The sequence below is a fragment of the Thermococcus marinus genome (assembly GCF_055389025.1).
The window spans coordinates 1,766,892-1,792,540 of the sequence record NZ_AP042417.1; the positions used below are offsets into that span (position 1 = coordinate 1,766,892).

Below are 25,649 nucleotides of genomic sequence, written 5' to 3' on the forward strand. Positions count from 1 at the left end.
CCTTTTTTCTTTCAGCGGAAACCCGTACCGCAAGAAATGGGCCGCTCTTTTCCGGCCCGAAAAACGTAAGTCCCATCTTCCATGTTCAGCGTGAAAAACTGACGCTGACTGCCAGAGACGGGTACAAAAACCGGAAATCAACACCCGCAACGGAGTGAACATGCGAACACCGCTGAAATGGACGGTGGTTTTTCTTTCCAGAGGGAAATTTCAGGAGAAATCCAAATATCGTAAGCCCGTCTCCCGTTGCGCTGGTGAGGATTGTTGCGCCAAGCAGGAGCGCGCTCATGAACTTCCCGCAGGGGGTTACGTCCACGACGACCTCGTGCCCCTCGGCCTTGAAGGAGCCGACCCTATCCCCGAACTCGACCGGGTTATCACTATCGGACTTCATTCCCTCCCCGCGTGGACTTTTTATGCTTGTTCCGTAAGCCTTGGAAAGCTTTCTAATTAGCTTTTTAACGGTTCGAGCTGTTCCCCAACGTCGTCGTTCCAGAGGAACTGACCTCTTCCCCGCCCTAAAGGGCGAGGCTCTCAACAATAAAGGGTAGTCGCTGGGGATTCATTGACACCGATAAAGTTTCCAAACAACAATGTTCTGCGTAAACCATATCCCCGGAAGCTCTCCGGGGCAAAAGGGAATATGTAGCGGTTCCTTATAAACTTTGCTCTCATCTGAAGGCTTTTCGTCCCTCTGCCCTTTTAGCTCGCCAAAACGCATCGAAAGAATCTCCCGGGGAGTTTAACCCGAGGAGAGCCTTTCTTCCGCGGAAATTCTCCTTCGATGGTTTCAAACCCCGCAACGGAGGCCGCTTTGAGGTTTTAATACTTCCAAACATCAAGCGCTTTACCACCAATTAAAGTCCAGATGGTCGTGGCTTTAAACGGCTAAAGACGGCTCGAATTGGTGGACTCATAATCGGGATTCTGTGAGAGTCCTCAAAATGCCTTTAGGGACAACCACAGGGCCTCAAAATTCAAAAACCTTGGAACGTTCTTTTTCAACCGGATACGGTTCTTTTAGGGATTTTTGGACGGTTCAAAGGGTTAAAATGCCCCCGTTTTCAGGAGCAAATTTTTCAGACTTCCAGACATTGAGCGCCTTACTTCCACAAAAAGTTTGCCGTTGGGGCCCCCGGTTTTTGCAGATAAACGCAAAAAGGGGAGAATGAGACTGGGGAATCATTCAAAGCGCCCGTATCCCAGGGAGGTCTTGGCACCAACGCCGTGGTGCCTTAGGGCCAGCCTCAGGAGGTTCCAGGCTATTTCCTTCATCTCCCCCGCGACGGCGAAGTGGAATGGCGTTTCTGCCCTCACCGTCAGGAAAATCACGGGGACTGGACTGTGCCAGTCACCCGGGGCCCTGTCCCCCTGGTAGTAGGGACCGTAGTGGGGGTTCATTATGTCCCAGTCGAAGATGGGCCAGTCGCCGTTCCCCTCAGGCGGCTCCGGAAAAGCGTCGAGGAATATTGCACCTCCCCTCTCTTTAATCGTTCCGAAGAGCTCGATGAGCTTTTCTGCTACCTCCCTTGGGTTACCATCCGTTCCGAAAACATCGAGGAACTCTTCAAGCTCCCTTGATGGGGCCACCTCCAGCGTCTCGGGAAACTTTTTGAAGTTTCCCTCCGCGAGGAGCCTCTGAACCTGACCCGCTCGCCGGTAGAAGTCTCCATCGAATCCCTCAGTACCCTCAAGCATTTCTGCCATCATCTCCACCGCCCACGTCCTCGTTACGCCCTTCAGCGCCGAGCCCGGGATGTACGGAACCCCGTAGTTCCTGAGCAGTCTTATGCTAGTCTCGTAAACGCTCTCGTCACCGAGGCCAACGACAAGCCTTGACTTTAATGTGAACCTACCGGTCTTTGCTCCGACGCTCGTCAATAATTCCTGATAACGGGTGAAGTACCCCCGGTAAAGTCTCACTGCCGTTGACGGCACCCGGATTTCCCCGAGGAGCATCTTGAGTACGTTCCCGCTCACCTTTAACCTACCCGGGTTGCAGGTCCCCACGTCCCCCTTCTCGCTCGAAAAGGGCGCGAACTTGTCGAGGAGTAGCGAGATGTTCTGTACTTTCTCAAAGTTCACAGGCTCCGCTGTTGGATTGGAGACCCCCAGGGCGTCCTGTGTGTCCCTTGGAACGTAGTAACACGCTCTTCTCGTGTTTTTCTTCCACCCTTTGGGTCCCCTGCTTTCCCTTCTCCCTCCGAAGTTGCGCCCTCCACCGCGGCGGTCCTTTCTCATACTCAATCACCGCTCGTCTCGTCTTCCTTTAGCATCGCGTCGGCGAAGCGCCTGAGCCAGTTTAGGAGGGCTATCGTCTCCTCCGTCAGGAGGATTGCCTCAAGGGCGTTTTTCTCGGCGTAGGTTTTCAGCGGGTCGTTTCCATCGGTCAAACCCATCTCGCTGAGCCACTCGGCTATGTGCTTGTAGAGGTAGGAGTAGGCCAGCCTGTCGGCTGAGAATTCTCCACTGGCCTCCATCTTTTTCTTAATCTCGTCGGGCAACCTCGTAAACGGCACGCGCCCGTTCGCGGGTTCCTCCTCGCCCGGCCCGGTTATCTCGGCCTCTGCCTTTATCTTGGACTGGTAAAAAGCGAGCGCCTGCCCCAGGCCGTTGGTGAGGATTAAGACCGGCGCGCTCTTGACGTAGGAGCGGTATTTACTCCCAACCTCGGGGCCTTTCTCATTACCTTTACTGTCTTTTATTGAGAGCGTTGCGACCTCAAGGACCCTCTCGTAGGCGAACCTCGCGCGCCTCTGCTCCATCGTCACGACGTCCATGCCCTCACCTCCTGACGACTACCCTGACGAAGCCCTTCCCAACGGTCTCGTCGCCACCGATTTGGAGGTACTTCACCGAAGTCAGGAAGTTTCCAAGCTTGTCCTTTACCTCACTGGCCGTCCTCAGGCCCCCGACCCCGGTAACCCTCGGGTTTCCAGCGGCTATCACCGCGTAGAGGAGAGTGTCTCTGGGAAGGAACTCCTCATACCAGAGGCCACCCCGGCGAACGGTTCCCGTGGACTGGTCTATCGCAACCCTCGCCACAATCTCGGTGGCGAGCTTCACAAATGCCGTGAAAACGTCGTCGTGAACGATGACGAGGCGCTCCTCAAGGTTGATGTCCTCCGGGAGGAGCCTTTTGAGCTCAGTTGCGATGGCGCCGATGCTCTCTTTTTCTCGCGCCTCCAGCACGACCTCCTCAAGGACGACCTTGCCGTTCAGGTTGATGGCCGAGTTTCCTGAAACTATGGCCTCGTTCCTCCTGGGCTTTAGCTCTGAAACGTCAAAGCCCACCTTTTCACCCGCCAGCTCCATGTCCTCCTTGAAGCGCTTGAGCACGAGCGGGCTCGTGACGTAGGCGAAGACGCCCTTCGCGCTCCTCACCGGGAAGAGGAGAACCTTGGCGTCGCCAACGGCTATCGCTCCCGCGTGCTCGTGGGCCTTCTCCCCAGGCTCGGGGCCGAAGATTGCCTTGATTACTTCCTCCAGTTCGCCGGTCTCTTTGAAGGCGCTCCTCAATACTCCCTTCAGGCTCTGGCCCCATATCACGGGAAAGCCCGTGTGGCGCTCCCTCTGAATCGGCAGGTCTATGACGCTGACCTCCGCTCCACTCCCGGCGTGGACGGGGGTAACGGCGTATATCCCGAGAACCAACCTTTCTGAATACATCAGCAAACCACCCCCTGGTTTCTATACGTGAGGGCATCAACGCAGAGTTGAGACGCGAGTCCCTTATCCCTGTACGAGAACACGAAAACCTTCTCGGCCCTTCCACCCTTAACCCTGATGGTATCCTCAAGCTTTACGGAGACGGTGTTAAACTCGAAACCGGAGTGAGCTATGAAGTTGCGAACCTTGATGTTTCTGTTTACTGAGTTTCCACCAGAAGTGAAGTTCTGATTTCTCACCCTGTAAAGCTCGCCGAGTACGATTCCTTTCTTCCCCACCAGACTCTTTGGAATCCTTCCCCTCTTCTTGCCCAGCTCAGCTATTGCCCATCCCTGAAGGTTTTTCAGCTCGCACAGCTGGTCTTCCACGACAATCCCTATCCTCGGCATCTTCGCGAATAACTTCGAACTTATGTCAAACAGCTCGTCAAGGGTGACCTCTTTCTTTGGATACCCATTGAAAACCGTCCCAAAGACCCTCAGCATGTAGTAGAGCTTCACAGCCGTTCTGAAGTCCCTGCTTAGGGCTTTTCTGCGGAAGATGTGGGCCTTTCTTTCTCCTGCAGGGTCGGGCTTTATGCACACCTCGATGGCGTCAAGGAAGTCCTGATATCCTTTTTCCACGTACGCCCCAACGTCCTTCGTGGAGGGGTAGAACGTCGCAAAGGCCAGGGGGAAGCCGTTAGTCACGGAGCTTATGAAGGCGCTCCACTCCGGCCTATCTGAGACGGTCGAGTACAGCGGTCTGGGCCTCAGCTCCAGTGCCTCCACGAGCTTCATGTTGAGGACGGAGAGCTCTTTAATCTTCTCCTTCCACTCCCGTTGACCCTGGGGGAACGGCTCCGAGTTCACCACGTACAGCCTCGCGGTGTAGAGGTACGCCAGTACGCCTAGCAGGGCCTTGAGTGCCCTGTATGTCAGCACGGGCATGAAGTTTACGCCGTGGGTGAGGTCAAGGATTACCTCTGTGTCCCCTACGGGAAGCCTTTCGGCGAGAACCTTCAGGACGACGGAATAAAAGTCCAGGACGTCCCCCTCAACGCTGACGTTGTCGAACTCCCCGACACCGGGCAGGACCACTACCTCCACGTCATCGAGCAGGGCGCGGTCTTCTTCATCGAGGTGGGGCTTTATCCTGTTCTCTATGAACCACTTAACCCGCTCCTGAACGTCCTCAACGGCCCCTTCGTAGGAGCCAACCTCCTTGGGCTTCACGTCGTTTCTCAGGGTGAGGTTGGTGAGGGTGTCGAGGACGAGCACGATGGCCCTATGGGGTCGCAGGGCCTTCATCAGGACGGGCAAAGTGCTGACGTTCTTCAGCTCGACGCTCCGGCAGTCCTTAATCCCGAGTGATTCGCAGTCAAGCCTATACCATATGGGTTCCCACTGGAAGGGGTTCCCCCATGTGGCGATTAAGACCCTCTTCATCCCAGCACCCCCGTGAAGGCCAAGCCGTAACCGGCCCATGTCATCTCCCCAACGGACATCTTCCCGGGGAGTGAGAGGCTCTCCTTGACCCTGAACCAGAACACAGTTCCAGCGGGAAGGGCGTATTTCAGGGGCTTGGGCTTCCTCTCGACCATGTCCCAGCCCGTAACCTTGAGCCTCCTGCCAGTGAAGAGCTTGAGGAACTCCACGTTTCCGAGCTTTTTAATAAGGGTCGTCTTGATGTCCTCGAACTTCCCAACGACCGGCGTCGCGAGGTAAACCCTGACGGTTCCGCCGGCTGGGACTTCAAGCGCTTCTGGGATGGGGAGCTCACCATCTTTGAACTCAAAGCGGGCGAAGCGAGATTCACCGCCAAGCTTTAGGACGCCCTCCCCCCCAAGAACCGCTTTCAGCTTCTCCTCATCGGACTCGGATAAGTACACAGCTATGCGAACCCTCTTGTCAGATTTTTCATCGAGCCTTAGGAACTCAGTCCTGTAGAACATTCCCACAACTGTTGTTTTAAGCCCGTTGAGTGCTATACCAACGCGCTCTTCCTTCAGGTAGGGTCTGAGGAGGTCAAGGTCCTCCAGCGCGGGCTCTCCCCTTAGGTAGCCCATGAGGAATTCCTTCCCGACGAAGCCTTCAAGCGGGGAGAAGCGGAGGGTTCTCTTCCCCTGGACAGAGGCGTGAACTGCGGGTTCCTCTTTTTTAAGGGGCCAGTAAGGCTTGAGCTCACCTATGCCGAGTTCGGTCTCAACGATGTCCATAGGCATTTTGAAGAGGGGGGAGGAGCCATCGTGGAAGAAAACTCCCTCTATCGAGAAGCCTGGCCTCCACTCACCGTTGGAGGGCTTTTTCTTGACTCCATTCCCGACCTCCAGGTTGAGAAGGTCGTATGCTCTCCTCGCGAAGAGGGCACCCATAATCGCCCCGGCCAGGGTGTGGGGGAGCGGCTCAACGCTCCTCCCGACGTGGGCCTGACCGGCCGTGAAGTCCCTGCTCTCCCTGAAAAAAAGGACGTCGTGCGGGCGGATTTCAATCATGCCCCCACCCCCGCTTCGAGGAGTATCTTGAGGAGCGTCGCAGCGCCGTGAACCTGTTTTTTGAAGACAACCCCTGCCAGTTCACTACTGAGACGTTTTGAGAGCTCATCAAACCACGCCTCCCCATGGGGCTCTTCCCCATCAATCAGTTCCTCTGCAAGGGCCTTAATATCCTCCCACCTGAACCTCCCGGGTTTCTCCGGGTCGCTGACGATTACCTCCTTTATCTCCTCATTGAACTCTTCCAGCCGGGACTCGTCGGGGCCGTTTTCCATCCCCCTCAGGTCTTCCTTCGTTAGGAAGGCCCTCACGTTCCTAACCAACCACAGGAAGTTTGCGAGGGCCTCAATGAGCCCCTCCCTCTCTTTCTTCTTGTCGTAGTTGGAGTGCCGGAGGAACTCGTACTTCAGAAGGTTCAGCACGGCCCGGGGTTCGTTGGGCCACGTGACGGTGTCGAGCTCGTAAATCAGCTTCCTGCTGATTTTTTCCCTCTTAAACTCGCGGAGGAGTGAGGAGTAATACCCTCCTTTGAAGAGCTCCCAGTTAACGGCCACGCGGTAAAAGGCGCCACTGTGCTTCCTGTAACCAATGGCAAGGCCGTTCCTCCCGCTCTCCTTTGCAAGGTGCTCTAAGCCGTTAACGCCGGGAACGGCAGTGTATAAAGGCTCTTTGTAGTAGGTTATAAGAATTCCTCCACTCATACTCCTCGTCTCGCCCTGTAACGGTTCGTAACCGACCCAATCCTCGGTAAACTCGCCCTGAACCTCATAAGCCAGCCCAAAGGCCTCGTCCGTCGAGCTAAGCGCCAGGACATCGTCTCCACCGGCGTAGAGGAGCTCGGCATCGTGGGTTTCCGAGACGGCGGAGACATGCTTGACGGCAAACTCGCTCAGAGAGCGCGTTATGGTCGTATGGATAACGGGAGTTGCCGGCCTGTTCGCCCCAATCGTTGACTCCCGGGCAAAATACTCCCCAACGTCCTTCACGGCCTTCGAACCGCTCAGAACCTTGCCCATGTTGTCACCATCCATCTTGAGGATTGCGTAGTACTTGGGCGGTTCGCCGATGAAGGTGACGAGTTCCTTCAGGGCCCGGGCGATTGCCGAGACGTCTATATCTTTGAGTTTGTCCACGTTAACGCCGTAAACCTTCGCGAGGGCTTCCTTGTCCGTCAGGCTTTCGACGTAGAAGACCTCAGCGTTGGGAGCCAGCCTCTCGAAAAGTAGCCTCAATGCCTCGGAGAGCTCCCGCAGTTTGTCCGTGAACTCCTTCGCCTTGTCCCCGGTGAACGTTGGCTTTCGGAACTCGTCGCGCCACTCGGGGAAGACATCGAGGGCCAGGTACAGAAAGACATCGTACCACGTAACGGGCTTTTCATTGGCCTTGAGTTCCCCGTTCTCGAAGCGTTTCAGTGCCTCGGCGGTGGGTCTCCTCAGCGCCACCTCACTCACCGAGCGGAAGCGCTTGAGCTCTTTCTTCTTGCCTTCGGCCATCGCTTTTATCTCACTCGCGTCCTTCCCCACCATTGGGTAGTTCTTAACCCAGAGAACGTAGAACCTCGGGTAGAAGCGCTTCGTCAGGCAGAGGGGACATAGGCGCTCCTTCTCCTTAATGTCGTAGATTTTCCTCGCCCACAGCCTTTCCCTGAGGTCGTTCCATTTCTCCGTTACATGCTTGTATTTTACATATTCAACCCTGCCATCTTTTTCATATTTATCATTACCCCCAATCGCGAGGTTCTCGCCGCAGAGAGTGCAGCGGAAGCCGCCAGGCTGTTCGGACCTGTCGTGTCTGACCGATGAGAAGTCGGTATACTGGTCGAGGAGGGTGAAGAGTTCTGGGTAGTGGTGAACCTCGCTCTCGAAGTTGTCTGGGAGCGTCTCCAGATAGGCCTTTAGGGACTCCTCGATGATGCCGTCCAGCTTCGTCAGCGGAACGGTTTCGACCGTTATCGAGAAATACTTCCTCACCGTCAGGTCGTATACGTCCTTCTTTTCGAAGAACTCGCCCATCCCGTAGAATTCCCAGGCCGCGCGGAAGAGCTTCTCAAGGAAACCCCTGATGGAGTCTTCTATCTTCTCCCCAAGGGATTCGACGTCCTCATCGGCCGGAACGATGGCTAAAACTTTGTTGGGCATGTTGGCAATCTGGAGCTCTCTTTCGTCGAGTTCTTTGCCGAGCTCGTGCTCGAAGAAGGGCTGGTTGCGCAGGTGGGGTATGACGAGCGCGTGCGGTCCGAAGGAGCGCCACAGCTCCGAGATGGCCAGATACGTGAGGAGGCTGAGGATATGACTCCCGGCCCACAGGTCCCTCTCGGTTCTGGCGTTGGCTATGAACCCCTGAACCGGCGAGAGCTTGAAGCGGAGAAGCCTGGCGTTCCCGTCCCTGAGCCGGGCGTAGACGTCGAGCCTGCTCAACCAGTCGTGGTCCGGAACGTAAGGGTCGGCCGGGAAGTGAACCAGTTCCCCTGCGATATCCCTGGCGTTTTCAAACCCCTCTCCTTCAAGGGCTTTTTGGTATTCCTCCTCCAGTTTCTCCGGCAGGTCGTTCCAGAGCCTTGCGAACTTCTCCATGGAATCGGCGCTTTCTATTTTCCTTGCGATGCTCTCTTCAGCTTTTCTCAGGGTTTCAATGAAATGCCTCCTTTCCTCCTCGGAGGCATTGAACCAGAAATTACTGAGTTTTTCGAGGGGCTTTTCAACGGCGCTTATCGGGTGCTTGAGGACGAACTTTTCAAGCCCCGGCCTCTCCGTTACGGGGTAGCTTGACAGATGCCTCCACTTTTCAGGGAGCTCGTACTCCCCGAGCAGGGACGCGAGAATCCTTGACGGAGCCACTTCAAGGAGGGCCTGAGCGTAGGAGTTCCATAGAATCATCAGAGCTCCACCTCCCGACCTGGGAATTCGTTAAAGAAGCGCTCAACGTCGCGGTAACCAGGCTGAGGAATTCCTCTGGCCCGTATATCCCTTTTGATTCTGACCTTCAGATTCTCTCCCTCTGGTAGGAACCTGTACTTCAAGTAGACAACCATCGGGCGGTGCTTTCCGTCAGAACCTCTCACGACCTTGAACCTGATGGGGGACGCTCTCCTTTCGTGAACCTCCCCTTCTATCATAAGCCCCTTCACGCCCAGGGAAAAGAAATTGTACTGGTGGGGGAGGCCAAAGGCCGAGTAAGGGAGTTCGACATCTGAACTGCCCCGGTAAGCCCTTTTAACGTCGTCATACTGCTCGGTGACCCAATAGGAGATTAATTTGCCTTTTACAAACCTCTCATGCTTCGGCCCACTGTGTCGGAACTTGTGGAACTTCCTGTCTATGTCTGAGAGGACGCTAAACCTACCGTAAGGGGTAGTGTATAACATCGAGCCGAGTTTCACCCTAAAGAACTTCGGGTGGAGTGCCGGGAACTCTGGAAGCTCAACGTTAGGTGTTCTGTTAAGGCCATATCCGAGGTAACCACCAATGACATCAAGGGCAGACTTGTAAACGTTCTGGAGGTACGATGAAGTTACGTACTCTCCGAGGAGCTGGATGCTCCCCATTCCACGGGTCGTTCTGGCCCCCAGACCGCCGAAGGCAAAGGCAACCTCCGAAACTTCCCTCGCTATTTCAAGGTATCTACGTTCGTGGGAGAGAAGTTCAACTTTGGCTGTTCCGACGAGCCCTTTCCCAGAGAGGCCGAAGCTTAAATACCTTGCTCCAAGTTCCCTAACGTCAACCTTCTTCTCCTCCCTGAAGGAGACCCTGACCAAAACCTTGGACTTTCTACCGGTGCTCCCGAAGAGTTCAGATTCCCTGTCTTTTATCATGGAGATAGCTTCGTTCTCATCAACGTTGCCCAAGAGAACAGCGTGTGCGAGGGCCCTGAACCACCATCTCAGGACACCCTTGACGCTTGCGGAGCGGAATTCGGCTTTTCCTTGGTCGGCACCCCTCATGAAGAGGGGGGTAACGGTCTCCAGCTCAAACACGGCCTCGTACATCTCAACACCTCACAGGACGTTTTCAAACCTGTCGGGAGGAGCACCGATATGGAAGCTGTGTACGACCTTATCACTGGGCAGTGAGTAAAAGACGACCGAGTCCTCGGACTCGTCTATTATTGAATCCAACCTCCTCAGAAGCTCCCCAAGCTCCTCGTCGGCCAGGTAACCCTCGAAGACGCTCCTCTGGCGCCACTGAAGATAACGCCTAAGGAGCCTGTGCACCTTGACGACCCTTTTTTCGTTCACGTCGTAAACAAGGATATAATACCTCATTTCCACCACGGCCTGAAGGCCCGGTATTTCGACCTCCCAAGGAGGTGCCTCTTAAGACGCCTCGCCTCGTAGTCCATCATAAAACGGTAGCTCATGCTCCTCTTCCAGGAGCTTCCGCTTTCCCTCCCTCGACAGGTACACGGCTTTCCCCTTTTTCGTGAAGTCGGACTTCTTCATCTTCTTTTCAGTGACCAGGGCCTTGACAGTCGTGAAGACGTAGAGGGGCTTGAAAACGTCAGCAAGGTCAAGTGGGAGGGAGTGCCTCCTTTCGCTGACCGAGTGGAGGTAGCCTATGGAAGGGTCCAGGCCGGCCTTTACGGCCGATGAGAAGGCCAGGCCATAGACGACCGCGTTGGCGTAGCTTATCATCGCGTTTACCTCGTCCTCCGGAGGTCTTCTAGTCCGCTTGAAGTCCTCGACGCCAATCGCCTCCCCGAAGTAGCGGTAGAAGTGCGTCCACAGCTCGGCCTCCCTGCCCATAAGTTCCTCAACGCTCCCCCCTGAAACCTCGACGGAGTTGAGCTTAACGGGGTTAACGCCCCACCTTGAGAGGACGAATGCCATCGTGTTCTGCATGCCCTTTACGATTTCCTCCGCTATGTAGAGCCTCTTCTCACCGTCGAGGTAGTGCTCAGCCTGGGCGAGGTGGAGCTTTCCCCTCGGCGAGGCGTCGTTTACGAATGACCCCTTGTAGTCGCTCTTTGTGGTGTAGAAGTGAACAGGAACCCCGGCCTCGCTCAGGATGTCAATGGCACCGCTCGTGAGGGAGACCCTTGCGAGGCAGTGTATCTCGTTGATCTGCCCCAGCGGAAGAACCCTCTTTACTAGTTCACCGGAGAAGACAAGGGCGTTGTTTTCTCTTCTTAGTTCACCATGCTGGGTTATAAAGAGCGGGTACTTCATGTGCCGAAGCACCAGAACCATTTTGGTCAGTTTGAATATATAAACTTTTCCACGTTTGGAGGCTGTACAGTTTACCCACTATTGGGAACTTGGCTGGACAACAATGCTCCGGGCAAACTTGACATTTGGTCTGACTGCAAACCCCGGTTTCCAAACAACAATGTTCTGTGTAAACCATACCTTCAATTGCCCTATTTGTCCAGAATAAATACGTAAGGACTCCTTAAAAACTTTGCTCTCACGAGAGGGCTTTTCGGTTCTCCACCTTTGTTTTAGTTTGCTGTCCACGTTCAAGACTGCTTTCCATGAAAAACAGGTGTTAAGCACTTTTGCGGGTTATAACAGTACCACGCTGTCCCCCAATCGGGTCTTGAAGGTTTCTTACAGGTTTTAACATCATCTTAGGTTGGGCGCTTTACCACGATTCAAAGTCTGGAAGTAAAAGGCCTTTTGGGGCAAAACAACGCTTTGCTGTGGATATCCCTAATCGGGATCTCCTAAAACTCGTCCAAAACTCCTGAAGAGCCACGAAAATCTTTAAAAATCTGAAAACCTACAAAACACGTTTATTCGCAAATTGCGGGCTTTCAATGGAGTAAAATCCAAATTTTGCCCATCAGACATCTTTTTGAATTCCAACAAATTTTTTAAACTGCTCGACGTTGAGCGCTTTACTTTCAGTAAAAGTCAAGCCAGTAAAGACTCTAACGGTTTAAATTGGCGTAATGAGAGCGTATCCCCAATCGGGATCGCCTTAGATTTCTTTTCTCTCATCATCGTAATCCACAGCCAAAAGGCTTATTAATTTGACTTCACTCCACTATGTGTATGCGGCTCATGCTGACCTTCCGTCCGACGGGGGACGCTCCGAGGGATTCCGTGACGAAGCACACCGTCCAGGGCCTCATATACTCCCACCTCTGGGGCACCGAGTACTGGAAGAGGCACGATGAAGCGCGGTTCAAGTTCTTCACGTTCTCGGACATCTTCCCGCCGGGCGACTTCAGGGCGGGTGAGGAAAAGTCGGTTCTCATCAGCTCCCCGGACGGGAACTTCATCGAAGTCCTCCACGATAGGCTCAGCGGGAAGGAAAGCCTCTACCTCGGCGGGCTCAAGGTCGAGCTTGTGAGAATAAAAAAGTTCTCCCTCAGGCCCAGGGGAAACTTCGTAACGGGTTCTCCCGTCGTCGTCCGCTCGATGAACCCCGATGTCAGGGGCTTCTTCACGTTCTACCACGAGAAGAGCCTCGACTACTTCATATCCCGCATCACGGAGAACGCCCTCAAGAAATACCGCGTCTTTACCGGCGAGGAGTTCGAGCTGGACGGGCCTATCTTCGACAGAATGGTTCCAAGGGTTCGAAAGAACGGGAGGGTGGACGTTTACACCCGTGTTAGGATGCACGGCGCGAGCTTTCTAATCCCCGGAAGCGCGTGGAGACTGCTCCAGAAGAGGATTACTCCAGACAACCGCGACTTCTACGCGTTCTTAATGGACGCCGGCCTTGGCGAGCTCAACTCCCTCGGCTTCGGCTTCTTAACCCCCTAAAGGAGGTGCCGAAATGGTCTCAAAAAGGCTCAAGAACGCAGTAGGGTTCGTGCTCCTTGGCACGGCGAGCCTGACCTTTCTCGAGTGGGCGGACCAGTTTAACGACTTCACATTTGCACTCGCGATAGCTTACGTCCTTCTCGCCTTTGCATGGATGGACTTCGCAAAGCTCGTCATCTACGTTTTCCTCGCCTTCGGCGCTATAGCGGGCTTTTTCCTAGGCAACCTAAAAGCCCTCTTTTACGCCACCCCCGTCGGACTCGCGTACCTCCTCTTTGGGGTTCTCATGGACTCCAACCGCGAGAAGCTCGCCACGGCCGTCTTCGTCCTCTCAATACCCCTCCTCATAATCAACTCCAAGTTCTTCCCGCAGGCCAGCATCGTTTCCTGGGGGTTGATAGGTCTCATGGCAGGTGTAATAGAGAATGCGGTCATCGAGGAGATGGCCGAGGGGGACGTCTTCATAATCTCGCTCTACTTCATGGCACTTGGCCCCTTCGCCTTCATCCCGCTGGCGTTCCAGTTCATAACGGGCCTGAGCTTCTATGAGAGGGACAGGGGCTACCCCGTTGGGCCCGCGATGTTCATCATCGCCGTCCCGGTTTTCATGCTCATATACCATCTCCTTTCGAACAACGCCCTCCCCGAGTGGCTCTTCTATGGCTACTACCACGGGGTCACCAACGAGAGGCTGGCAATCCTAGGCGCTCTGGGCGGGACTTTTGGGATCCCATACCTCATGGCGGATTACAGCAAGCACTCCTCTCCCAGCGGAGAGCCCGATGATTTCAAGATAACCCTTGCCGGCGGAACGATGGGAGCGGTTGCGGGTTTAATAGCCGGGCTTCTGGCACTCGTAGCCGTCGCGGCTATCGGGGTGTACCTCGATGACATGGGCTACCACAACATCTCAACCATCGTTGTCCTTTTGGCGCTGGTTGCCGCGTTCTTTGCAGGGATGGCAGCGTTCGCGTTCACATCTCAGCTCCACTACGAGGGCAAGAGCTCGGTGGACTGGCACCTCTGGTTCTGGGGAATCTCAATAGTCGCAATAGTACTCTCACTCTACCTGCTCCCCAAGGCATGGAAGGCTTTCCCCGAGGCCCACCATCTGGCCCTTTTCACCGGCTTGCTCGCCCTTGTTATGTTCTATCTCTCCATAGAGAAGGCGGGCGGGCCTTACTCCCTCGTGGACAGGCTCTGGCAGGCAACTTTGTATTCCTCTGCCTTCTTGGCTGGAGTGTGGGCGGGCCTTGGGGCGATATGGATACTCCACTAGCAATAAATAACGCTCCCCTTGGTTTTGTTTTCAACTTTTAAGACTCTAAACGTGTTAATCCCGTCATTCAGGCCCGAAAAATTTATAAACTCCAGACCCTTCTGTTCCAAATTGGATTGCTTCACTCTTCTGCGCGGTGGTTGTGGTGTATGCAGTGGATTTTGATTACTACGTCCTTGAGTTAGAAGGCGTGGACGGGCCCATCAGGATTGAAGTCGAGTTCGGCCCCAGAAGCTTCGAGTTCGTCATCGCCGAAGGCTACGACCGCTACCACTACAAACCCATCGACCTGACCCCCGAGAACGTCTTCCTCTTCACCTACCTCCTCTCCAAGTACATCGAGCGGGCCCTCAGCGAGGAAGAGATAAGGGCCCTGCTCCGGTAATCTTTCTTTTTTGCCCATTTGGGGCGCGCATAGGAGGTGATGTTGTGAAGGCCTGCAAGCGTTATGAAGTCCGGTTGAGGAGCACTTACGAGACGATTTCCGGGAGCATCGCGAGGACGACGGTTGAACAGACCCTCACGCTTCTCGAAGACCACGCCCGCTTCAACGGGCCGCTTGATGTGCTCCTTCCCTACACTGAAAAGAACGGGCGAGAGCTCCTTGAGTTCATCAAAGTTCTCGTTGAGAAGGCGAAGCTCTACGCGGAGGCCGAGCGCCTTCGCTAACCTTTCATTTTTTGCTCCGTGAGTTTGCATTGGGTTCACTACAGGGCCAACATTTGCCAGCATCCTTATCCAAACGCTTTTTAGTCCCTTCCTCCAAGCCACCAACATGTCCCTCTTCGAGACGCTGAAGCCATTGAAGTCAGAGATAGCGAGAGTCCACGTTTTCCCGCCGAGCGATGGTGAGTTCGGCGAGTTCCACTTCAAAAACCCCGAAGTAAACGCCCTCCTTAAAGAGCTCGGCTTCTCCCTCTACCGCCACCAGGCTGAGGCCCTTGAGAAACTCTACTCTGGCAAAAACATCGTTGTAACCACCCCAACCGCGAGCGGAAAGAGCGAGATATTCCGGCTGGCGATGTTCGACTCCTACCTCTCCGACCCCCGCGCGACTTACCTGCTAATCTATCCCACCCGCGCGCTCATCAACAACCAGTTTGAGAAGTTCTCGCTCCAGAACCTCACCTTCTACCGTCTCACGGGAAAGCACGTGAGCGCGAGAATCCTAACGGGGGATGTCTCTTGGCGCGAGAGGCGTGAGATGCTCCGCGAGAGGCCGAACGTGATATTCACGACCCCGGACATGCTCCACTACAACATCCTGAGGAAGTGGAGGGACTACGAGTGGCTCCTGCGGAACCTCCGCTACCTCGTCGTTGATGAGCTCCACGTTTACCGCGGCGTCTTCGGGAGCAACGCGGCGTGGCTCTTCAGGCGGCTGGGTTTCAGGCTTAAGCGCCTCGGAGTTAAGCCGCAGATTATAGCCCTTTCCGCGACGCTGAGGAACCCAGAGGAGTTCGCTGAAAAGCTCTTCAGGAGGAAGTTCGAGGCGGTAAGAGAGGCCACCAACCCCTTCCCGAGGAGGTACCTCGTCCTCTTCGAGCCGAAGAACCTGGACGAGAGACAGCTCCTCAGGGCGCTGATTGAGAGGCTGGCCGATAGTGGCATAAAGACCCTTGTCTTCTTCGACAGCAGGAAAGGAACCGAAAAGCTTCTCCGCTTCCTCCTCAGCTCGCCGGTCTTCCCTAAGACGAGCACCTACAAAGGGACGCTCCCCAAGAACGTCCGCTGGGAAATAGAGCGGGACTTCAAGGAGGGCAAGCTCCTCGTCCTCCTCACGACCAACGCCCTCGAGCTCGGCATAGACATCGGCGACCTCGACGCCGTTGTGAACTACGGCATCCCGCCTGACGGGCTGTTCTCCCTCATCCAGCGCTTCGGCAGGGCAGGGAGGAAGGCGGACAGGGAGGCCCTCAACGCCATAGTCCTCAGAAAAAACGGCCTCGACTACTACTACCGCGAGCACTTCGCCGAGCTCGTGGAGAGGCTTGAGAAGGGGGTAATCGAGTACATGCCCGTCAACGTGGAGAACGAGCGCATAGCAGAGAAGCACCTCCACTACCTCCTAACCGAGCTTGGGATACTTGATTGGGACGAGCTCGATGGGTTCGAGAGAAAAATCGCCGAAAAGCTCGTTATCGAGAGAAAAGCCGACCTGAAGAAAAACCCGCTCACGGGAAGGCTTGAGCTCCGCGTGAAGAAGCCGGCTTTCAGCTACTCCTCCCTGAGGACAGCGAGCGACGAGACGTTCTTCCTCGTCAGGGACGAGCCCTGGATAAGGAGCAAGCTGATGGAGAAGTCCTCGCTGGGCGAGCTTCTCAACTTCATCAACTGGCTCAAACTCAAGGGCTACATCATCGAGGAGGTTGACGCCGACGAGTACCACCGCTCGCTCCTCCCGGGAATGGCCTACTTCTCCCGCGGGGAGCTGTACATGGCCAGAGATAGGCTCACCATCGGGAAGCTCCACTTCGTCTTCGCGAGGCAACTCAACCGCTTCTGGGACGTTGAGACCTTCGTGGCCAAGAGGGAGGAGGTCGAGATACTCGAAACCGTCGCGAGCAAGGAGCACGCTGGCGTTGAGATCGGCCTCGGCCGCCTAAGGGTCCGGCACATCTACACGGGGTTCGCCGTTAAGGGCAACGATGTGGGCAACTACGTTGCCGAGCTCATGAAACTCAAGGAAGCAGGAATTCTGAAGGGCGAAATCTACTCCCCCGTCAGCGGTGAGAGAGTCGAGGCCGATGAGGACTTTTCAATCTTAAACTGGGAGAAGTTCGCGAAGGTCGAGTTTGAAAAACCCCACGTCAGGGAGTTCGAGACTGAGGGGATTTGGCTCGTCTTCCCGGACTGGATACGGGATGTCACGAGCGAGGAGTTCAGGGAGTTCTTTGCCGTGGCCACTGAAAAGGGCTTTGAGGACGTTGCGTTCACCATCTACAGCAACCTCGACAGGAGGAAGCTCTTCCCACTTTACCTCGGCGCCACGAGCCACGTCATAAGGAAGAGCATCGGCGACGCCCTCCAAAGGCTCGGAATAAGCGATGAGGAGCTGGCCTTCGCGATAAAGAAGATGGTGGACAGCAAGGACGGGATAGGCCCGGCACTCCACGCGATAGAGCACAACCTCATAAAGATAGCCCCCATCTTCACTTACATCGACAGCAGGGAGCTGGGCGGCTACAGCTACGCGAGCTTCCCCGGCTCACCCCACGCCGGAAAACCCCTCGTGTTCATCTACGACGGCAACGAGGGGGGAGCGGGCCTCGCACCGATACTCTACGAGAACATCGAGAAGCTTATGGAGAAGAGCCTTGAGCACCTCCGCTCCTGCCCCTGCAGGGACGGCTGTCCGGTGTGCACGCTCTCTCCAAAGTGCGGCACCTTCAACGAGTTCCTGGACAAGTGGGCCGCGATAAAGGTTTGGGAGAGGGTTTTGGGAAGCAAAGAGGAGGGCATCACTGGAGATTGAAGCTCCTCATCGTCTCCCTGAGGAGCGGGTCTTCAACCCAGTACCTTTTTCCGAGGAACGGACGAACCCGGCCTTTTCCAGGGTTTCAAGGTATTTGTAGACGTGCTGTACCCTTTTGGGAGCGAGGCCAAGGGGCTTGAGTCTCCGATAGACCTCTGCCCCCCTGAGGGCGCTTGGGTAGGCCTCCGCCAGCACTCTAAGAATCCTAATGTAAACCCCGCTGCTGTAAACATTATAGAAAGGCCTCCACGTCCCTGCGCCATTCTTCAAGGGCGTATCTCCGGCTCTCTTCGAGTGCCAGCAGAAGCGCTTCTTCCGGGCTTTTTCCGTCCCGAACAAGGTTGACGACGGTAAGGCCGTAGTGAGAAATAAACCCGGGAACGCCCCCCAGCTCCTCAACGGCCCTTGAGAGCTCAAGTTCGTTTGTGATGCTTATGCCGTAACTCCTGAACCCTTCTTTGAGGTAGCCCCTTCCTCTTCTGTAGTCCACCTTGGGAGCGTGAAGACCTCCGCCGAGCGCATGAAGTTGGGTTTTTCGGCGCCGGGGTTCAGGTACTCGACCAGCATGCCCGGCATCGAGCCCGTGAAAACGAGGGAGATGTTTGGATAGCTGTCCGTTATCTCCTGCAAAAGCCCCCTGAAGTCGAGGTTCTTAAGCCTCGCAAGAACCTGAGCTAATTTATACCCCGTGTAAAGTACATACCGTGTAAATCTATAATGTTGTCCCGCACTGACAATTAAGTTTTTAACCCTGCTTAAGAACCGAGGATGGATATTTTATCCTCTCCTCGCATTGAGAATGCCTCCATATCTATGCCCTTAACGGTGATAGAAATGAACGTTGAGGAGCTTATAGCAATGGGAGAGCTTGAAGCGGCCAGAGAAGTCCTACGCAACATTGATAGAAGGAAGCTCAACAATGGAGAGCTGTCCGATTACACTCGCAACGTCATAAACCTTGGTCTCGCCTTTAGGGAGAACGGTAAGCTTGACGATGGTGTGAATACAATTGTAGCACTCCTTGATGACCTCGAAAGTATCTCCTGGGGTCTCTGGAGGCTTTTCTATGAGTATTTGGAGGAGTGTACACCAGAACGCGCCCGCGAGGTTTGGGAGAGAGTTTATCTTATCCCCGGACCAAGGGAGAAAGCTGAAATCCTGCAAAAGGTGGGATGGTGCTTAGACGATCCCAATGAAAAAAGGAAGGTGCTGGTAGAAGCATTCACGTGGGCCCTTCACGTTAAGGGGCGCTCATGGAGGACATACACGCTTTCGAAAGTTCTGGGTAGGGTGCATGACGTCAACGACTACGATCTAATGCTGGAGCTCTGCCGCAGGATAAAAAGGCAGGAAAGAAGGCTTGTGTTCGAGGACTTTCTCTTCGAGGGGGAGAGTGCGGAGACCTGCGAGGAGTTCGTTGAAGTCCTAAAACGAAGATCTGGGAGTGCTGATGCACTTGAATTGCTCATAGGGGCGTATCTTGAACATGAGGAAGAGTTCCTGCGATCTAGAGGGTTCAATCCAAAACTCTACAAGCTGGTGCCGAGGAAAACCTCCGGTGGAGTCACCTTTCACGCCGTCCTTAGACCCCTTTACCCGTTGGTGATCCTGCACTGGAAGCTCCGCGAACTCCTAAAAATAATGAGGGACTAAAGGCTCCCCTCAAACGAGCTCATAAAGAGCCTCCTCAGCCTTGCTCTCCCCCGTGTCTTTTCTGTCAGGAGCTCCATCAGCCCATCGGCCTCGCCCTTCCTAGTCTCTACGGTGAACGCCACCAGCGCTCCATAGTCCTCACCAACGACCCGTCCCCCGTAGTTCTCGATTGTCTCCTTGACTGTGTGGAAGAGGTTGTAGGGGAAGGTGACCTCGAAGCGCTCCGTCTCGTAAACCTCAACTACCCCCGCGTTCTCGATTGCAAGGCTTGCCGCGTCACTGTAAGCCTTGACGAGCCCACCGTAGCCGAGCTTTATGCCCCCAAAATAGCGCGTAACGACAACGACGACGTTGCTCAGCCCCTTGTTCTGTATAACCTTGAGTACTGGTTTTCCCGCCGAGCCCTTGGGCTCGCCGTCGTCATCGTAGCGGACGGCAAAGTTCTTCCCGTCGTTGATGAGGTAAGCGGAGACGTTGTGCGTCGCGTCGCTGTGGTGGGCCTTGATTCTCTCGATGAAGGCCTTAGCCTCTTCCTCAGTGTTTGCGGGGGAAGCGTAGCCTATGAACACGGACTTTTTAATGACCAGCTCGGCAGTCCCGATGCCCTTCAGCGTCCTGTAGCCCATACATCACTCCCTCAGGGTCGCTATCAGCTTTCTCTCGTCGAGGAGCATCTCTATCGCGTCCCTCACGTCGGTAACGACCACGTCGCTCGCGAGGAGGGCATCAACTGCCGCACCTTCCTTTCCAATCACGCAGAACCCTAACTCAGCTCTTTCGAGCATCGCAACGTCGTTGTTCCCGTTGCCTATGGCCACATAGGGGGCGTAGCCTTCGGCTATCTCGGCCTTTTCTGCCCCAGTTGAGACCCGTTCGATCCTAACGGGGAGCCCTTTAAACTCCTCCTCCAGCGTCCCAAAGGTGTCGGCACTAAGAATGACGACCGTGCAGCGGTCAGCAAGCTTCACGAGGAGCTTCTTAACGTCCTCCGGAACTCTCCCCTCAACCCCAAGTGTCCCGTTGAGGTCGAAGAGAACCGCGCCGAACTTAAGTTTTCCGTAGCCAGGTATTTCCACAACTACCACCCGTTTGGGGTTGAGTGTAAAGTTTTTAAAGGATTGGATTCTACACTGAGGCGATACACAACCAGCGAGTTAAAAGCATGACTTTGGGGGATAAGAAATGGAACCACTCGTCTCAAGACTTCGGGACAGAGAAGTCATCGTGAGGCTCAACGCATTCCTCCTCAGCTACCTTGGATGGATGGCGTTCAGCCTTCTGTACATCTACATGGGCAGGAAAAGCGTTGACATTACCCAGGAGTTCTTAAAGCTCCCTCTCACATCGAAGCCCTTTGTCCTCGCGCTTCTGGAGTACACCCGCTCCATCGTTCCCCTTTATCTGATTCTCAAATGGGTCTACTACTTCGGGTTCGCGGGGTCAATAGCGTTCATGGTGTTCTACGTCCTGATATACCTGCGCGACCTGGAGGCTGCAGACAAGCTCCTTGCGAGGTACCTGCTGGCCTACGCTGGGGCCGGAATTGTCTATCTAATCTTCCACATCTACGCACCCCACTACGTTTACCAGATTCAGGGATATCCGGTAAAGGACACCCTCCTGACCAGGCAGGAGTTCGTACTGCCCTCCCTCCACAACACCTTCGCGGCGATACACATCCTCACAGTCTGGAAGTACCGGAAGCGCCTGGGGGGCAAGGCGGTGATAGTGATAAACACCCTGATACCGTTCTCGACGGTCTTCCTAGCCCACCACTGGGTCTACGACGTCCTCACAGGCTTCCTCCTAGCGGGGTTGGTCTCCAGGATAACCGACGACACGAGGCTCAGGATTCCCGAGAGGATACACCGCCTCGAGACGAAATCCCTCAGGGCAATCACGATGCTGAACTTCACCCTCGCCGCGCTGGTGCTCATTGTGGCCCTGTACCCCCAGAAGTGGCTCATGGTGGTCAGGAGTCTCCTCGGCCAGCCCTGAGAAAAGCTTATAAATAACGGGCCTGTTCCTTACAACGGTGCCGGGGTAGCCTAGCTCGGCAGGGCGGGGGACTCGTAATCCCCAGGTCCCGGGTTCAAATCCCGGTCCCGGCTCCACAACTCATATTCCTGCAGGTTTCTCAAGACTGACTTGGCAGAAAAGTGAACCGTCACGGGATTCTCTGTGCTCTTAACTCTGCCACATCTCTACGTGCGCTCAAGCAGATAGAAAGTAAAAGGGCAATGGGGCCTCAGAACTTGAAATACACCCTGAGGAAACGAAAAACGTCCCTCGGCCCAAACCGCCCCTCCCGTGAGGGATCGTATATCATGCTCACCGAAACCTCTTTTATCCTCGCGCCCATCTTAGCGGCCTTCAGGAGCATCTCCGTCTCAACCTCATACCTGTCACTCTCTATCTCCGGGAGGAACTCCCGCCTGTAGGCCCTGAACCCGCTCTGGGTGTCGTAGACGTACTGCCTAAGCTTGAACCTTATGAGCCTCGTCGTTATTATGTTGCTGAGCCTCCTATGGAAAGGCCTCTTGCCGGCCTCCCCGACCCTTCTGGCACCGATTACCAGGTCGGCCTCGCCGGATATTATTGGCTCAACGAGCTTGATTATCTCCTCAGGCTTGTGCTGGCCGTCTGCGTCTATAAAGACAACGACGTCCCCGCTGGAGTGTCGGATTCCTTCACGCATTGCACCGCCCTTGCCGCAGTTCTTTCCAAGACGAACTGCCTTTATCCGGGCGTCTTTCCCGGAAAACCCCTCCGCAACTTCATGAGTCCCGTCGCTTGAGCCATCGTCGACCACCACTACCTCGTCCACGAAGTCGGGAATCCTCTCCAGCACTTTGGGGAGCCTCTCCGCTTCATTGTAGGCCGGGATTATGACGCTGATCCTCTTTCCGCCGAGCATTCACTCACCATCTCCAAGCCTTTCGAGGGCCTTCTGAGCCTTCCTCCTGAAGTCTTCCTTGTCCTGATACTCCCAGTAGTGCTCGGAACTTGGAAATTCTCCAGTCTTGACCTCGCGGTTGTACTGGCCGAGGGCGTCGAGGATTATCTTGCCCAGCTCGGCGTAGCGCTTGGCAAAGGGAGGCGAGCTTTCGTAAATTCCAAGGAGGTCGTGCCAGACCAGAACCTGGCCATCAACGTACGGGCCCGCCCCGATTCCTATCGTCGGTATCGAGACTTCCTCAGTTACGAGCTTTGCGACATCGGCTAGGACGAACTCCAGAACGACCGCGAAGGCTCCGGCCCTCTCCAATGCTTTAGCGTCGCGCAGGATTTCCTCGATTTCCTCCTCGGTCTCGCCCGTGATTCTGTAGCCACCGAGCCTTAGATAGCGCTGGGGGGTTAGTCCAGTGTGCCCCATAACAGGAATTCCCATCCTAACGAGCTTCCTGACGAGCTTCTCGTGGTCTGCTCCACCCTCAATCTTCACCGCGTCCGCTCCTGCTTGAATTAACCTAACGGCGTTCTTAACGCCCTCCTCGACGCTCACCTCGTAGCTCGAAAACGGCATATCCGCTAAAACGAGCGCCCGCCTGACGGCCCTTGCAACGGCCCTCGTGTGGAAGACCATCTGCTCCATCGTCACGTTGAGCGTATTGTTATCGCCGTAAACGACCATTCCGAGGGAATCGCCGACGAAAACGATGTCAATTCCCGCTTTATCTGCCAGGAGCGCTGAAGGGTAATCGTAGGCCGTCACCATCGTGATTTTCTCCTTCCCCTTCATCTCGCGGATTCTCTTCGGCGTTATCTCCCTCATATTCTTCCACCTGTGGAGGGGTTAGCTGGCGGTCTAATTAACGGTTTCGATAGGATTATATACCGACGTAGGTAATTACCTACAGGTGGTGACATGGGGAAAGTCAAAACGAGCGTTTACGTCGACGAGGAGCTGTGGAAGGAATTTAAAGAGCTGGCCCTTCGTGAGGGAAGCGAGGTCAGCAGACTGCTGGAGGAGGCGCTGATGAACTACCTCATAAACGAGGTCTTGAAGGACGTTGATGACTCAGAAGTTCCCCTGTGGTTCGAGCCACTCGACGTTGGTGGCGAGAGCAGTCAAAAGCTCCTGAGGGAGATGAGGGATGACCGCGAGAAGCGTTTACTTGGACAGTAGTGCAATCTTGAAGAGGTATCTGAACGAAAACGGGAGTGACGTTGTGAAGAAAGCCTTCAGGGACGCCTACAGGGGCGAGGTTAAGCTGGCCTTCAGCTTCTGGAACATAGGCGAGGTAATCGGGATATTCGACAAAAAGCTGAGGAGAGGCCAGCTCACAGAGGAGGAGTTCAACTTCCTGAAGAGGGGCTTCCTTGCGGAGGTAAAGAGGTTCACGAGGCTGGGTGTCCTTGAGGTCGTTCCCGTCCATTCCCTGCTCCTCGCCGATGCGTGGGAGCTGATTGAGAGGTATCACATTTATCAGGCTGACGCCTTGCAAATAGTTTCGGCGAAGCATGTAAAGGCCGATGCCTTTTACACTGCAGATAAGAGGCTTCACGAGGTGGCCCTTAAAGAGGGCCTGAACTCAATTCTCTTGGGGGTGAGAGAATGAGAAAGTGGGAGCACTACGAGCATACCGCTGACATAGGCGTTCGCGGTTACGGCTCAACGCTTGAGGAGGCCTTTGAGGCAGTCGCGTTGGGACTCTTTGACGTGATGGTGGACGTGAGGAAGGTCGAGCCGAGGGAATGTCGCGAGGTTGAGGTGGAGGAAGAGGACTTAGAGGCTCTCCTGTACAGCTTCCTTGAAGAGCTCCTCGTGCTCCACGACATGGAGGGGCTGGTCTTCGGCGACGTTAGAGTCAGGATAGAGAAGACAGAGAACGGCTACCGCCTCAAAGCGAAGGCCTGTGGCGAGGTTCTCGACTACGAGAAGCACGAGCCGAAGGAGGAAGTCAAGGCAATAACCTACCACGACATGAAGATTGAGAAACTGCCGGACGGGCGCTGGATGGCGCAGTTCGTTCCCGACCTGTGAGGTGATTGGATGAGCGCGAGGGACGTTATTAGGGAAACCAATCCTGCATTTTACGAGCGCTACTCAAAGCTCGACGATTCGGATGAGTTCTGGGAGTTCATGGTTAAGCCCCTCAGGCAGAGCATCAGGGTGAACACCCTCAAGGCCCCGCTGGAGGTGGTAGTTGAGAGACTCAGGGAGGAGTTCGAGCTCGAACCGATTCCCTGGGTTCGCGAGGGGTTCTTCATCAACGTTGACAACCTCGCAAAGGTCCCGGAGCACGGCCTCGGCTTAATCTTCGGGCAGGAGGCAAGCTCGATGATTCCGCCGGTGGTTCTCGAGCCGAGGCCGGGAGAGCTCGTCCTCGACATGGCCGCCGCGCCGGGCTCGAAGACAGGACAAATAGCCCAGTACATGGAGAACGATGGGTGCATAATAGCAAACGACCCCAACAGGGACAGGGCCAACGTCCTGATAGCGAACCTCAACAGAATGGGGGTTCTGATAGCGAGGGTAACGACGCGGGACGGGACTAAATTCGCGCGCTTCGAGAACACCTTCGACAGGGTTCTATTGGATGCACCGTGCTCCTCAGTCGGAATGATACGAAAGAGCTGGCGCTTCCTGAGGGAGTGGCGTGAGAAGGCCGTCGTCAAGTACATGAACATTCAGAAGAGGCTCATCTTGGCCGGTTACAAAGCGCTCAAGCCGGGGGGAGTTATGGTTTACTCAACCTGTACCATAGACCCGCTTGAGAACGAGGAGGTCGTTGACTACCTCCTGAGGAAGACCGATGCGAGGCTGGAGAGGATAGAACTGCCCGTGAAGACGAGCGAGCCCGTCCTTGAGTGGGAGGGGAAGACCTACTCTGACGAGCTGAAAAAGGCTCTGCGCATACACCCGAACGACAACGACACCGAGGCCTTCTTCATAGCGAAGATAGTCAAGCCGGGTGATGAAAATGAGTGATGAGAAGGGAAATCCCAGAAACGAGATTGGCAAGACCAGCGATGCCGAGCTCGTCAAGAGGCTCCTCATGGAGAACTACGGCTATGCGCCAGACTTAATCTACGAAATCAGGGGCAACCACCGGAAGGTCTACGCCTACAAGCACTGTGAACTCAAGATAAGCGACACCGGCAGGAGGGGAGTCTACTTTGGCAGGATAGAGAGCGACGGAATAAGGCTGACGATTGAAGGTGCCTTCCTCGTTGGACCAAAGGCAACGAAGAACGTCGTCGAGCTGGACGATGAGAAAGCAAAGCGCTACCTGGCCGGGGAGAGCGTGGAAGTTGACGTGCCAGACGGCTGGGTGCTCCTCAAATGGCGCTCCTACTACCTCGGGTCGGCCAAGGCCAAGAACGGGAGGTTGCTCAACTACGTCCCGAAGGAGAGGAGGTTAAGGATTGAGTAACATTTCCG

Annotated in this window: 29 protein-coding genes and 1 tRNA gene; 13 read left to right on the plus strand and 17 right to left on the minus strand. The window is 55.1% G+C overall.

All coding sequences use genetic code 11. The features are described 5' to 3' along the window. Positions 1–85: 85 nt before the first annotated feature. The 10 genes from ACZ5ER_RS09765 to cas1 all read right to left on the minus strand — a co-directional run bounded on the left by ACZ5ER_RS09765 (position 86) and on the right by cas1 (position 11,318). Complete coding sequence (locus ACZ5ER_RS09765) at positions 86–394, minus strand: hypothetical protein (RefSeq protein ID WP_050003736.1); 309 nt, start codon at positions 392–394, stop codon at positions 86–88. A 788-nt stretch (positions 395–1,182) separates the two neighbouring features. Beyond that, on the minus strand, positions 1,183–2,241 hold the full coding sequence (cmr6, locus tag ACZ5ER_RS09770) for a type III-B CRISPR module RAMP protein Cmr6 (protein ID WP_050003737.1): 1,059 nt from the start codon (positions 2,239–2,241) through the stop codon (positions 1,183–1,185). 2 nt (positions 2,242–2,243) lie between these two features. After that, positions 2,244–2,780: a type III-B CRISPR module-associated protein Cmr5 gene (cmr5, locus tag ACZ5ER_RS09775; protein ID WP_050003738.1), complete on the minus strand. Its 537-nt coding sequence runs from the start codon at positions 2,778–2,780 to the stop codon at positions 2,244–2,246. A 4-nt stretch (positions 2,781–2,784) separates the two neighbouring features. Further along, a complete protein-coding gene (cmr4, locus tag ACZ5ER_RS09780; protein WP_464934330.1) occupies positions 2,785–3,669 on the minus strand; it encodes a type III-B CRISPR module RAMP protein Cmr4 in 885 nt (294 codons plus the stop codon). Continuing rightward, complete coding sequence (gene csx1, locus ACZ5ER_RS09785; RefSeq protein ID WP_464934331.1) at positions 3,669–5,096, minus strand: CRISPR-associated CARF protein Csx1; 1,428 nt, start codon at positions 5,094–5,096, stop codon at positions 3,669–3,671. The genes cmr4 and csx1 overlap by 1 nt, the downstream gene beginning before the upstream one ends. Beyond that, positions 5,093–6,142: a type III-B CRISPR module-associated protein Cmr3 gene (gene cmr3 / locus ACZ5ER_RS09790; protein WP_464934332.1), complete on the minus strand. Its 1,050-nt coding sequence runs from the start codon at positions 6,140–6,142 to the stop codon at positions 5,093–5,095. Before cmr3 ends, csx1 begins: the two co-directional genes overlap by 4 nt. Then, positions 6,139–9,018, minus strand: coding sequence for a type III-B CRISPR-associated protein Cas10/Cmr2 (cas10, locus tag ACZ5ER_RS09795; RefSeq protein WP_464934333.1), 2,880 nt, complete (start codon positions 9,016–9,018; stop codon positions 6,139–6,141). The genes cmr3 and cas10 overlap by 4 nt, the downstream gene beginning before the upstream one ends. Next, positions 9,018–10,127 (minus strand): type III-B CRISPR module RAMP protein Cmr1, encoded by a 1,110-nt coding sequence (gene cmr1 / locus ACZ5ER_RS09800; RefSeq protein WP_464934334.1) that lies wholly within the window; start codon positions 10,125–10,127, stop codon positions 9,018–9,020. Before cmr1 ends, cas10 begins: the two co-directional genes overlap by 1 nt. A gap of 9 nt (positions 10,128–10,136) precedes the next feature. Then, complete coding sequence (gene cas2 / locus ACZ5ER_RS09805; RefSeq protein ID WP_050003744.1) at positions 10,137–10,403, minus strand: CRISPR-associated endonuclease Cas2; 267 nt, start codon at positions 10,401–10,403, stop codon at positions 10,137–10,139. A 51-nt stretch (positions 10,404–10,454) separates the two neighbouring features. Beyond that, positions 10,455–11,318 carry a CRISPR-associated endonuclease Cas1 gene (gene cas1 / locus ACZ5ER_RS09810; protein ID WP_464934335.1) on the minus strand — a complete coding sequence of 288 codons (864 nt, stop codon included), beginning with the start codon at positions 11,316–11,318 and terminating at the stop codon, positions 10,455–10,457. A gap of 816 nt (positions 11,319–12,134) precedes the next feature. On the opposite strand from cas1, the gene cas6 reads away from it, so the two are divergent. From cas6 to ACZ5ER_RS09835, 5 genes are all read left to right on the plus strand, one after another. Then, positions 12,135–12,854, plus strand: coding sequence for a CRISPR-associated endoribonuclease Cas6 (gene cas6 / locus ACZ5ER_RS09815; protein ID WP_464934336.1), 720 nt, complete (start codon positions 12,135–12,137; stop codon positions 12,852–12,854). Between the two features lie 13 nt (positions 12,855–12,867). Continuing rightward, positions 12,868–14,133, plus strand: coding sequence for a hypothetical protein (locus tag ACZ5ER_RS09820; RefSeq protein ID WP_050003746.1), 1,266 nt, complete (start codon positions 12,868–12,870; stop codon positions 14,131–14,133). Positions 14,134–14,278: 145 nt separating this feature from the next. Then, positions 14,279–14,518, plus strand: a complete 240-nt coding sequence (locus ACZ5ER_RS09825) for a hypothetical protein (protein WP_050003747.1) — start codon at positions 14,279–14,281, stop codon at positions 14,516–14,518. Between the two features lie 44 nt (positions 14,519–14,562). Continuing rightward, a complete protein-coding gene (locus ACZ5ER_RS09830) occupies positions 14,563–14,802 on the plus strand; it encodes a hypothetical protein (protein ID WP_050003748.1) in 240 nt (79 codons plus the stop codon). Between the two features lie 106 nt (positions 14,803–14,908). Beyond that, positions 14,909–17,608, plus strand: a complete 2,700-nt coding sequence (locus ACZ5ER_RS09835) for a DEAD/DEAH box helicase (protein WP_464934337.1) — start codon at positions 14,909–14,911, stop codon at positions 17,606–17,608. Positions 17,609–17,614: 6 nt separating this feature from the next. Here ACZ5ER_RS09835 and ACZ5ER_RS09840 read toward each other — a convergent pair whose 3' ends face one another. Genes ACZ5ER_RS09840 through ACZ5ER_RS09850 form a run of 3 tightly spaced genes read right to left on the minus strand, consistent with a single transcriptional unit; the run spans position 17,615 to position 18,238 of the window. Continuing rightward, the gene (locus ACZ5ER_RS09840; RefSeq protein ID WP_464934338.1) at positions 17,615–17,803 is read right to left on the minus strand and encodes a hypothetical protein; all 189 of its coding nucleotides are present in this window, start codon (positions 17,801–17,803) and stop codon (positions 17,615–17,617) included. A 37-nt stretch (positions 17,804–17,840) separates the two neighbouring features. Next, complete coding sequence (locus ACZ5ER_RS09845; RefSeq protein ID WP_227738720.1) at positions 17,841–18,098, minus strand: hypothetical protein; 258 nt, start codon at positions 18,096–18,098, stop codon at positions 17,841–17,843. Next, entirely contained in the window at positions 18,041–18,238 is a 198-nt protein-coding gene (locus tag ACZ5ER_RS09850) for a hypothetical protein (RefSeq protein ID WP_227738721.1), read from the minus strand. The genes ACZ5ER_RS09845 and ACZ5ER_RS09850 overlap by 58 nt, the downstream gene beginning before the upstream one ends. Before the next feature lie 204 nt (positions 18,239–18,442). Between ACZ5ER_RS09850 and ACZ5ER_RS09855 the strand changes: the two genes are divergently transcribed. Further along, on the plus strand, positions 18,443–19,261 hold the full coding sequence (locus tag ACZ5ER_RS09855; RefSeq protein ID WP_050003750.1) for a hypothetical protein: 819 nt from the start codon (positions 18,443–18,445) through the stop codon (positions 19,259–19,261). Here ACZ5ER_RS09855 and ACZ5ER_RS09860 read toward each other — a convergent pair. Both ACZ5ER_RS09860 and ACZ5ER_RS09865 read right to left on the minus strand, forming a co-directional pair. Further along, a complete protein-coding gene (locus ACZ5ER_RS09860; RefSeq protein WP_464934339.1) occupies positions 19,258–19,887 on the minus strand; it encodes a YigZ family protein in 630 nt (209 codons plus the stop codon). The genes ACZ5ER_RS09855 and ACZ5ER_RS09860 overlap by 4 nt on opposite strands. A gap of 3 nt (positions 19,888–19,890) precedes the next feature. Then, positions 19,891–20,337 carry an HAD family hydrolase gene (locus ACZ5ER_RS09865; protein WP_464935194.1) on the minus strand — a complete coding sequence of 149 codons (447 nt, stop codon included), beginning with the start codon at positions 20,335–20,337 and terminating at the stop codon, positions 19,891–19,893. Between the two features lie 106 nt (positions 20,338–20,443). Here ACZ5ER_RS09865 and ACZ5ER_RS09870 point away from each other — a divergent pair, with 106 nt between their 5' ends. Further along, positions 20,444–21,259, plus strand: coding sequence for a phosphatase PAP2 family protein (locus ACZ5ER_RS09870; protein ID WP_050003753.1), 816 nt, complete (start codon positions 20,444–20,446; stop codon positions 21,257–21,259). A gap of 39 nt (positions 21,260–21,298) precedes the next feature. Continuing rightward, positions 21,299–21,375, plus strand: a tRNA-Thr gene (locus ACZ5ER_RS09875). A 134-nt stretch (positions 21,376–21,509) separates the two neighbouring features. Here the strand turns inward: ACZ5ER_RS09875 and ACZ5ER_RS09880 are convergent. Continuing rightward, positions 21,510–22,178 carry a glycosyltransferase family 2 protein gene (locus ACZ5ER_RS09880; protein WP_464934340.1) on the minus strand — a complete coding sequence of 223 codons (669 nt, stop codon included), beginning with the start codon at positions 22,176–22,178 and terminating at the stop codon, positions 21,510–21,512. Then, a complete protein-coding gene (gene panB, locus ACZ5ER_RS09885) occupies positions 22,179–23,036 on the minus strand; it encodes a 3-methyl-2-oxobutanoate hydroxymethyltransferase (protein WP_050003755.1) in 858 nt (285 codons plus the stop codon). Positions 23,037–23,129: 93 nt separating this feature from the next. On the opposite strand from panB, the gene ACZ5ER_RS09890 reads away from it, so the two are divergent. Genes ACZ5ER_RS09890 through ACZ5ER_RS09910 form a run of 5 tightly spaced genes read left to right on the plus strand, consistent with a single transcriptional unit; the run spans position 23,130 to position 25,641 of the window. Next, complete coding sequence (locus tag ACZ5ER_RS09890; protein ID WP_050003756.1) at positions 23,130–23,390, plus strand: ribbon-helix-helix protein, CopG family; 261 nt, start codon at positions 23,130–23,132, stop codon at positions 23,388–23,390. Continuing rightward, the gene (locus ACZ5ER_RS09895) at positions 23,359–23,823 is read left to right on the plus strand and encodes a type II toxin-antitoxin system VapC family toxin (protein ID WP_050003757.1); all 465 of its coding nucleotides are present in this window, start codon (positions 23,359–23,361) and stop codon (positions 23,821–23,823) included. Before ACZ5ER_RS09890 ends, ACZ5ER_RS09895 begins: the two co-directional genes overlap by 32 nt. Beyond that, the gene (locus tag ACZ5ER_RS09900) at positions 23,820–24,248 is read left to right on the plus strand and encodes an archease (protein WP_050003758.1); all 429 of its coding nucleotides are present in this window, start codon (positions 23,820–23,822) and stop codon (positions 24,246–24,248) included. The genes ACZ5ER_RS09895 and ACZ5ER_RS09900 overlap by 4 nt, the downstream gene beginning before the upstream one ends. A 9-nt stretch (positions 24,249–24,257) precedes the next feature. After that, the gene (locus ACZ5ER_RS09905) at positions 24,258–25,196 is read left to right on the plus strand and encodes a tRNA (cytosine(49)-C(5))-methyltransferase (protein ID WP_464934341.1); all 939 of its coding nucleotides are present in this window, start codon (positions 24,258–24,260) and stop codon (positions 25,194–25,196) included. After that, complete coding sequence (locus ACZ5ER_RS09910; RefSeq protein ID WP_464934342.1) at positions 25,189–25,641, plus strand: methyltransferase RsmF C-terminal domain-like protein; 453 nt, start codon at positions 25,189–25,191, stop codon at positions 25,639–25,641. The genes ACZ5ER_RS09905 and ACZ5ER_RS09910 overlap by 8 nt, the downstream gene beginning before the upstream one ends. Positions 25,642–25,649: the final 8 nt, after the last annotated feature.

Excerpts from the sequence above, each read along its gene's own strand:
- cmr1 (WP_464934334.1), bottom strand. The coding sequence starts at position 10,127 with ATGTACGAGGCCGTGTTTGAGCTGGAGACCGTTACCCCCCTCTTCATG.
- csx1 (WP_464934331.1), bottom strand. The coding sequence starts at position 5,096 with ATGAAGAGGGTCTTAATCGCCACATGGGGGAACCCCTTCCAGTGGGAA.
- ACZ5ER_RS09765 (WP_050003736.1), bottom strand. The coding sequence starts at position 394 with ATGAAGTCCGATAGTGATAACCCGGTCGAGTTCGGGGATAGGGTCGGC.
- ACZ5ER_RS09820 (WP_050003746.1), top strand. The coding sequence starts at position 12,868 with ATGGTCTCAAAAAGGCTCAAGAACGCAGTAGGGTTCGTGCTCCTTGGC.
- ACZ5ER_RS09905 (WP_464934341.1), top strand. The coding sequence starts at position 24,258 with ATGAGCGCGAGGGACGTTATTAGGGAAACCAATCCTGCATTTTACGAG.
- panB (WP_050003755.1), bottom strand. The coding sequence starts at position 23,036 with ATGAGGGAGATAACGCCGAAGAGAATCCGCGAGATGAAGGGGAAGGAG.
- ACZ5ER_RS09895 (WP_050003757.1), top strand. The coding sequence starts at position 23,359 with ATGACCGCGAGAAGCGTTTACTTGGACAGTAGTGCAATCTTGAAGAGG.
- cas6 (WP_464934336.1), top strand. The coding sequence starts at position 12,135 with ATGCGGCTCATGCTGACCTTCCGTCCGACGGGGGACGCTCCGAGGGAT.
- cas10 (WP_464934333.1), bottom strand. The coding sequence starts at position 9,018 with ATGATTCTATGGAACTCCTACGCTCAGGCCCTCCTTGAAGTGGCTCCG.
- cas2 (WP_050003744.1), bottom strand. The coding sequence starts at position 10,403 with ATGAGGTATTATATCCTTGTTTACGACGTGAACGAAAAAAGGGTCGTC.
- ACZ5ER_RS09900 (WP_050003758.1), top strand. The coding sequence starts at position 23,820 with ATGAGAAAGTGGGAGCACTACGAGCATACCGCTGACATAGGCGTTCGC.
- ACZ5ER_RS09910 (WP_464934342.1), top strand. The coding sequence starts at position 25,189 with ATGAGTGATGAGAAGGGAAATCCCAGAAACGAGATTGGCAAGACCAGC.
- ACZ5ER_RS09890 (WP_050003756.1), top strand. The coding sequence starts at position 23,130 with ATGGGGAAAGTCAAAACGAGCGTTTACGTCGACGAGGAGCTGTGGAAG.
- ACZ5ER_RS09880 (WP_464934340.1), bottom strand. The coding sequence starts at position 22,178 with ATGCTCGGCGGAAAGAGGATCAGCGTCATAATCCCGGCCTACAATGAA.
- ACZ5ER_RS09855 (WP_050003750.1), top strand. The coding sequence starts at position 18,443 with ATGAACGTTGAGGAGCTTATAGCAATGGGAGAGCTTGAAGCGGCCAGA.
- ACZ5ER_RS09860 (WP_464934339.1), bottom strand. The coding sequence starts at position 19,887 with ATGGGCTACAGGACGCTGAAGGGCATCGGGACTGCCGAGCTGGTCATT.
- cmr4 (WP_464934330.1), bottom strand. The coding sequence starts at position 3,669 with ATGTATTCAGAAAGGTTGGTTCTCGGGATATACGCCGTTACCCCCGTC.
- cmr3 (WP_464934332.1), bottom strand. The coding sequence starts at position 6,142 with ATGATTGAAATCCGCCCGCACGACGTCCTTTTTTTCAGGGAGAGCAGG.
- ACZ5ER_RS09835 (WP_464934337.1), top strand. The coding sequence starts at position 14,909 with ATGTCCCTCTTCGAGACGCTGAAGCCATTGAAGTCAGAGATAGCGAGA.
- cmr5 (WP_050003738.1), bottom strand. The coding sequence starts at position 2,780 with ATGGACGTCGTGACGATGGAGCAGAGGCGCGCGAGGTTCGCCTACGAG.
- cmr6 (WP_050003737.1), bottom strand. The coding sequence starts at position 2,241 with ATGAGAAAGGACCGCCGCGGTGGAGGGCGCAACTTCGGAGGGAGAAGG.
- ACZ5ER_RS09870 (WP_050003753.1), top strand. The coding sequence starts at position 20,444 with ATGGAACCACTCGTCTCAAGACTTCGGGACAGAGAAGTCATCGTGAGG.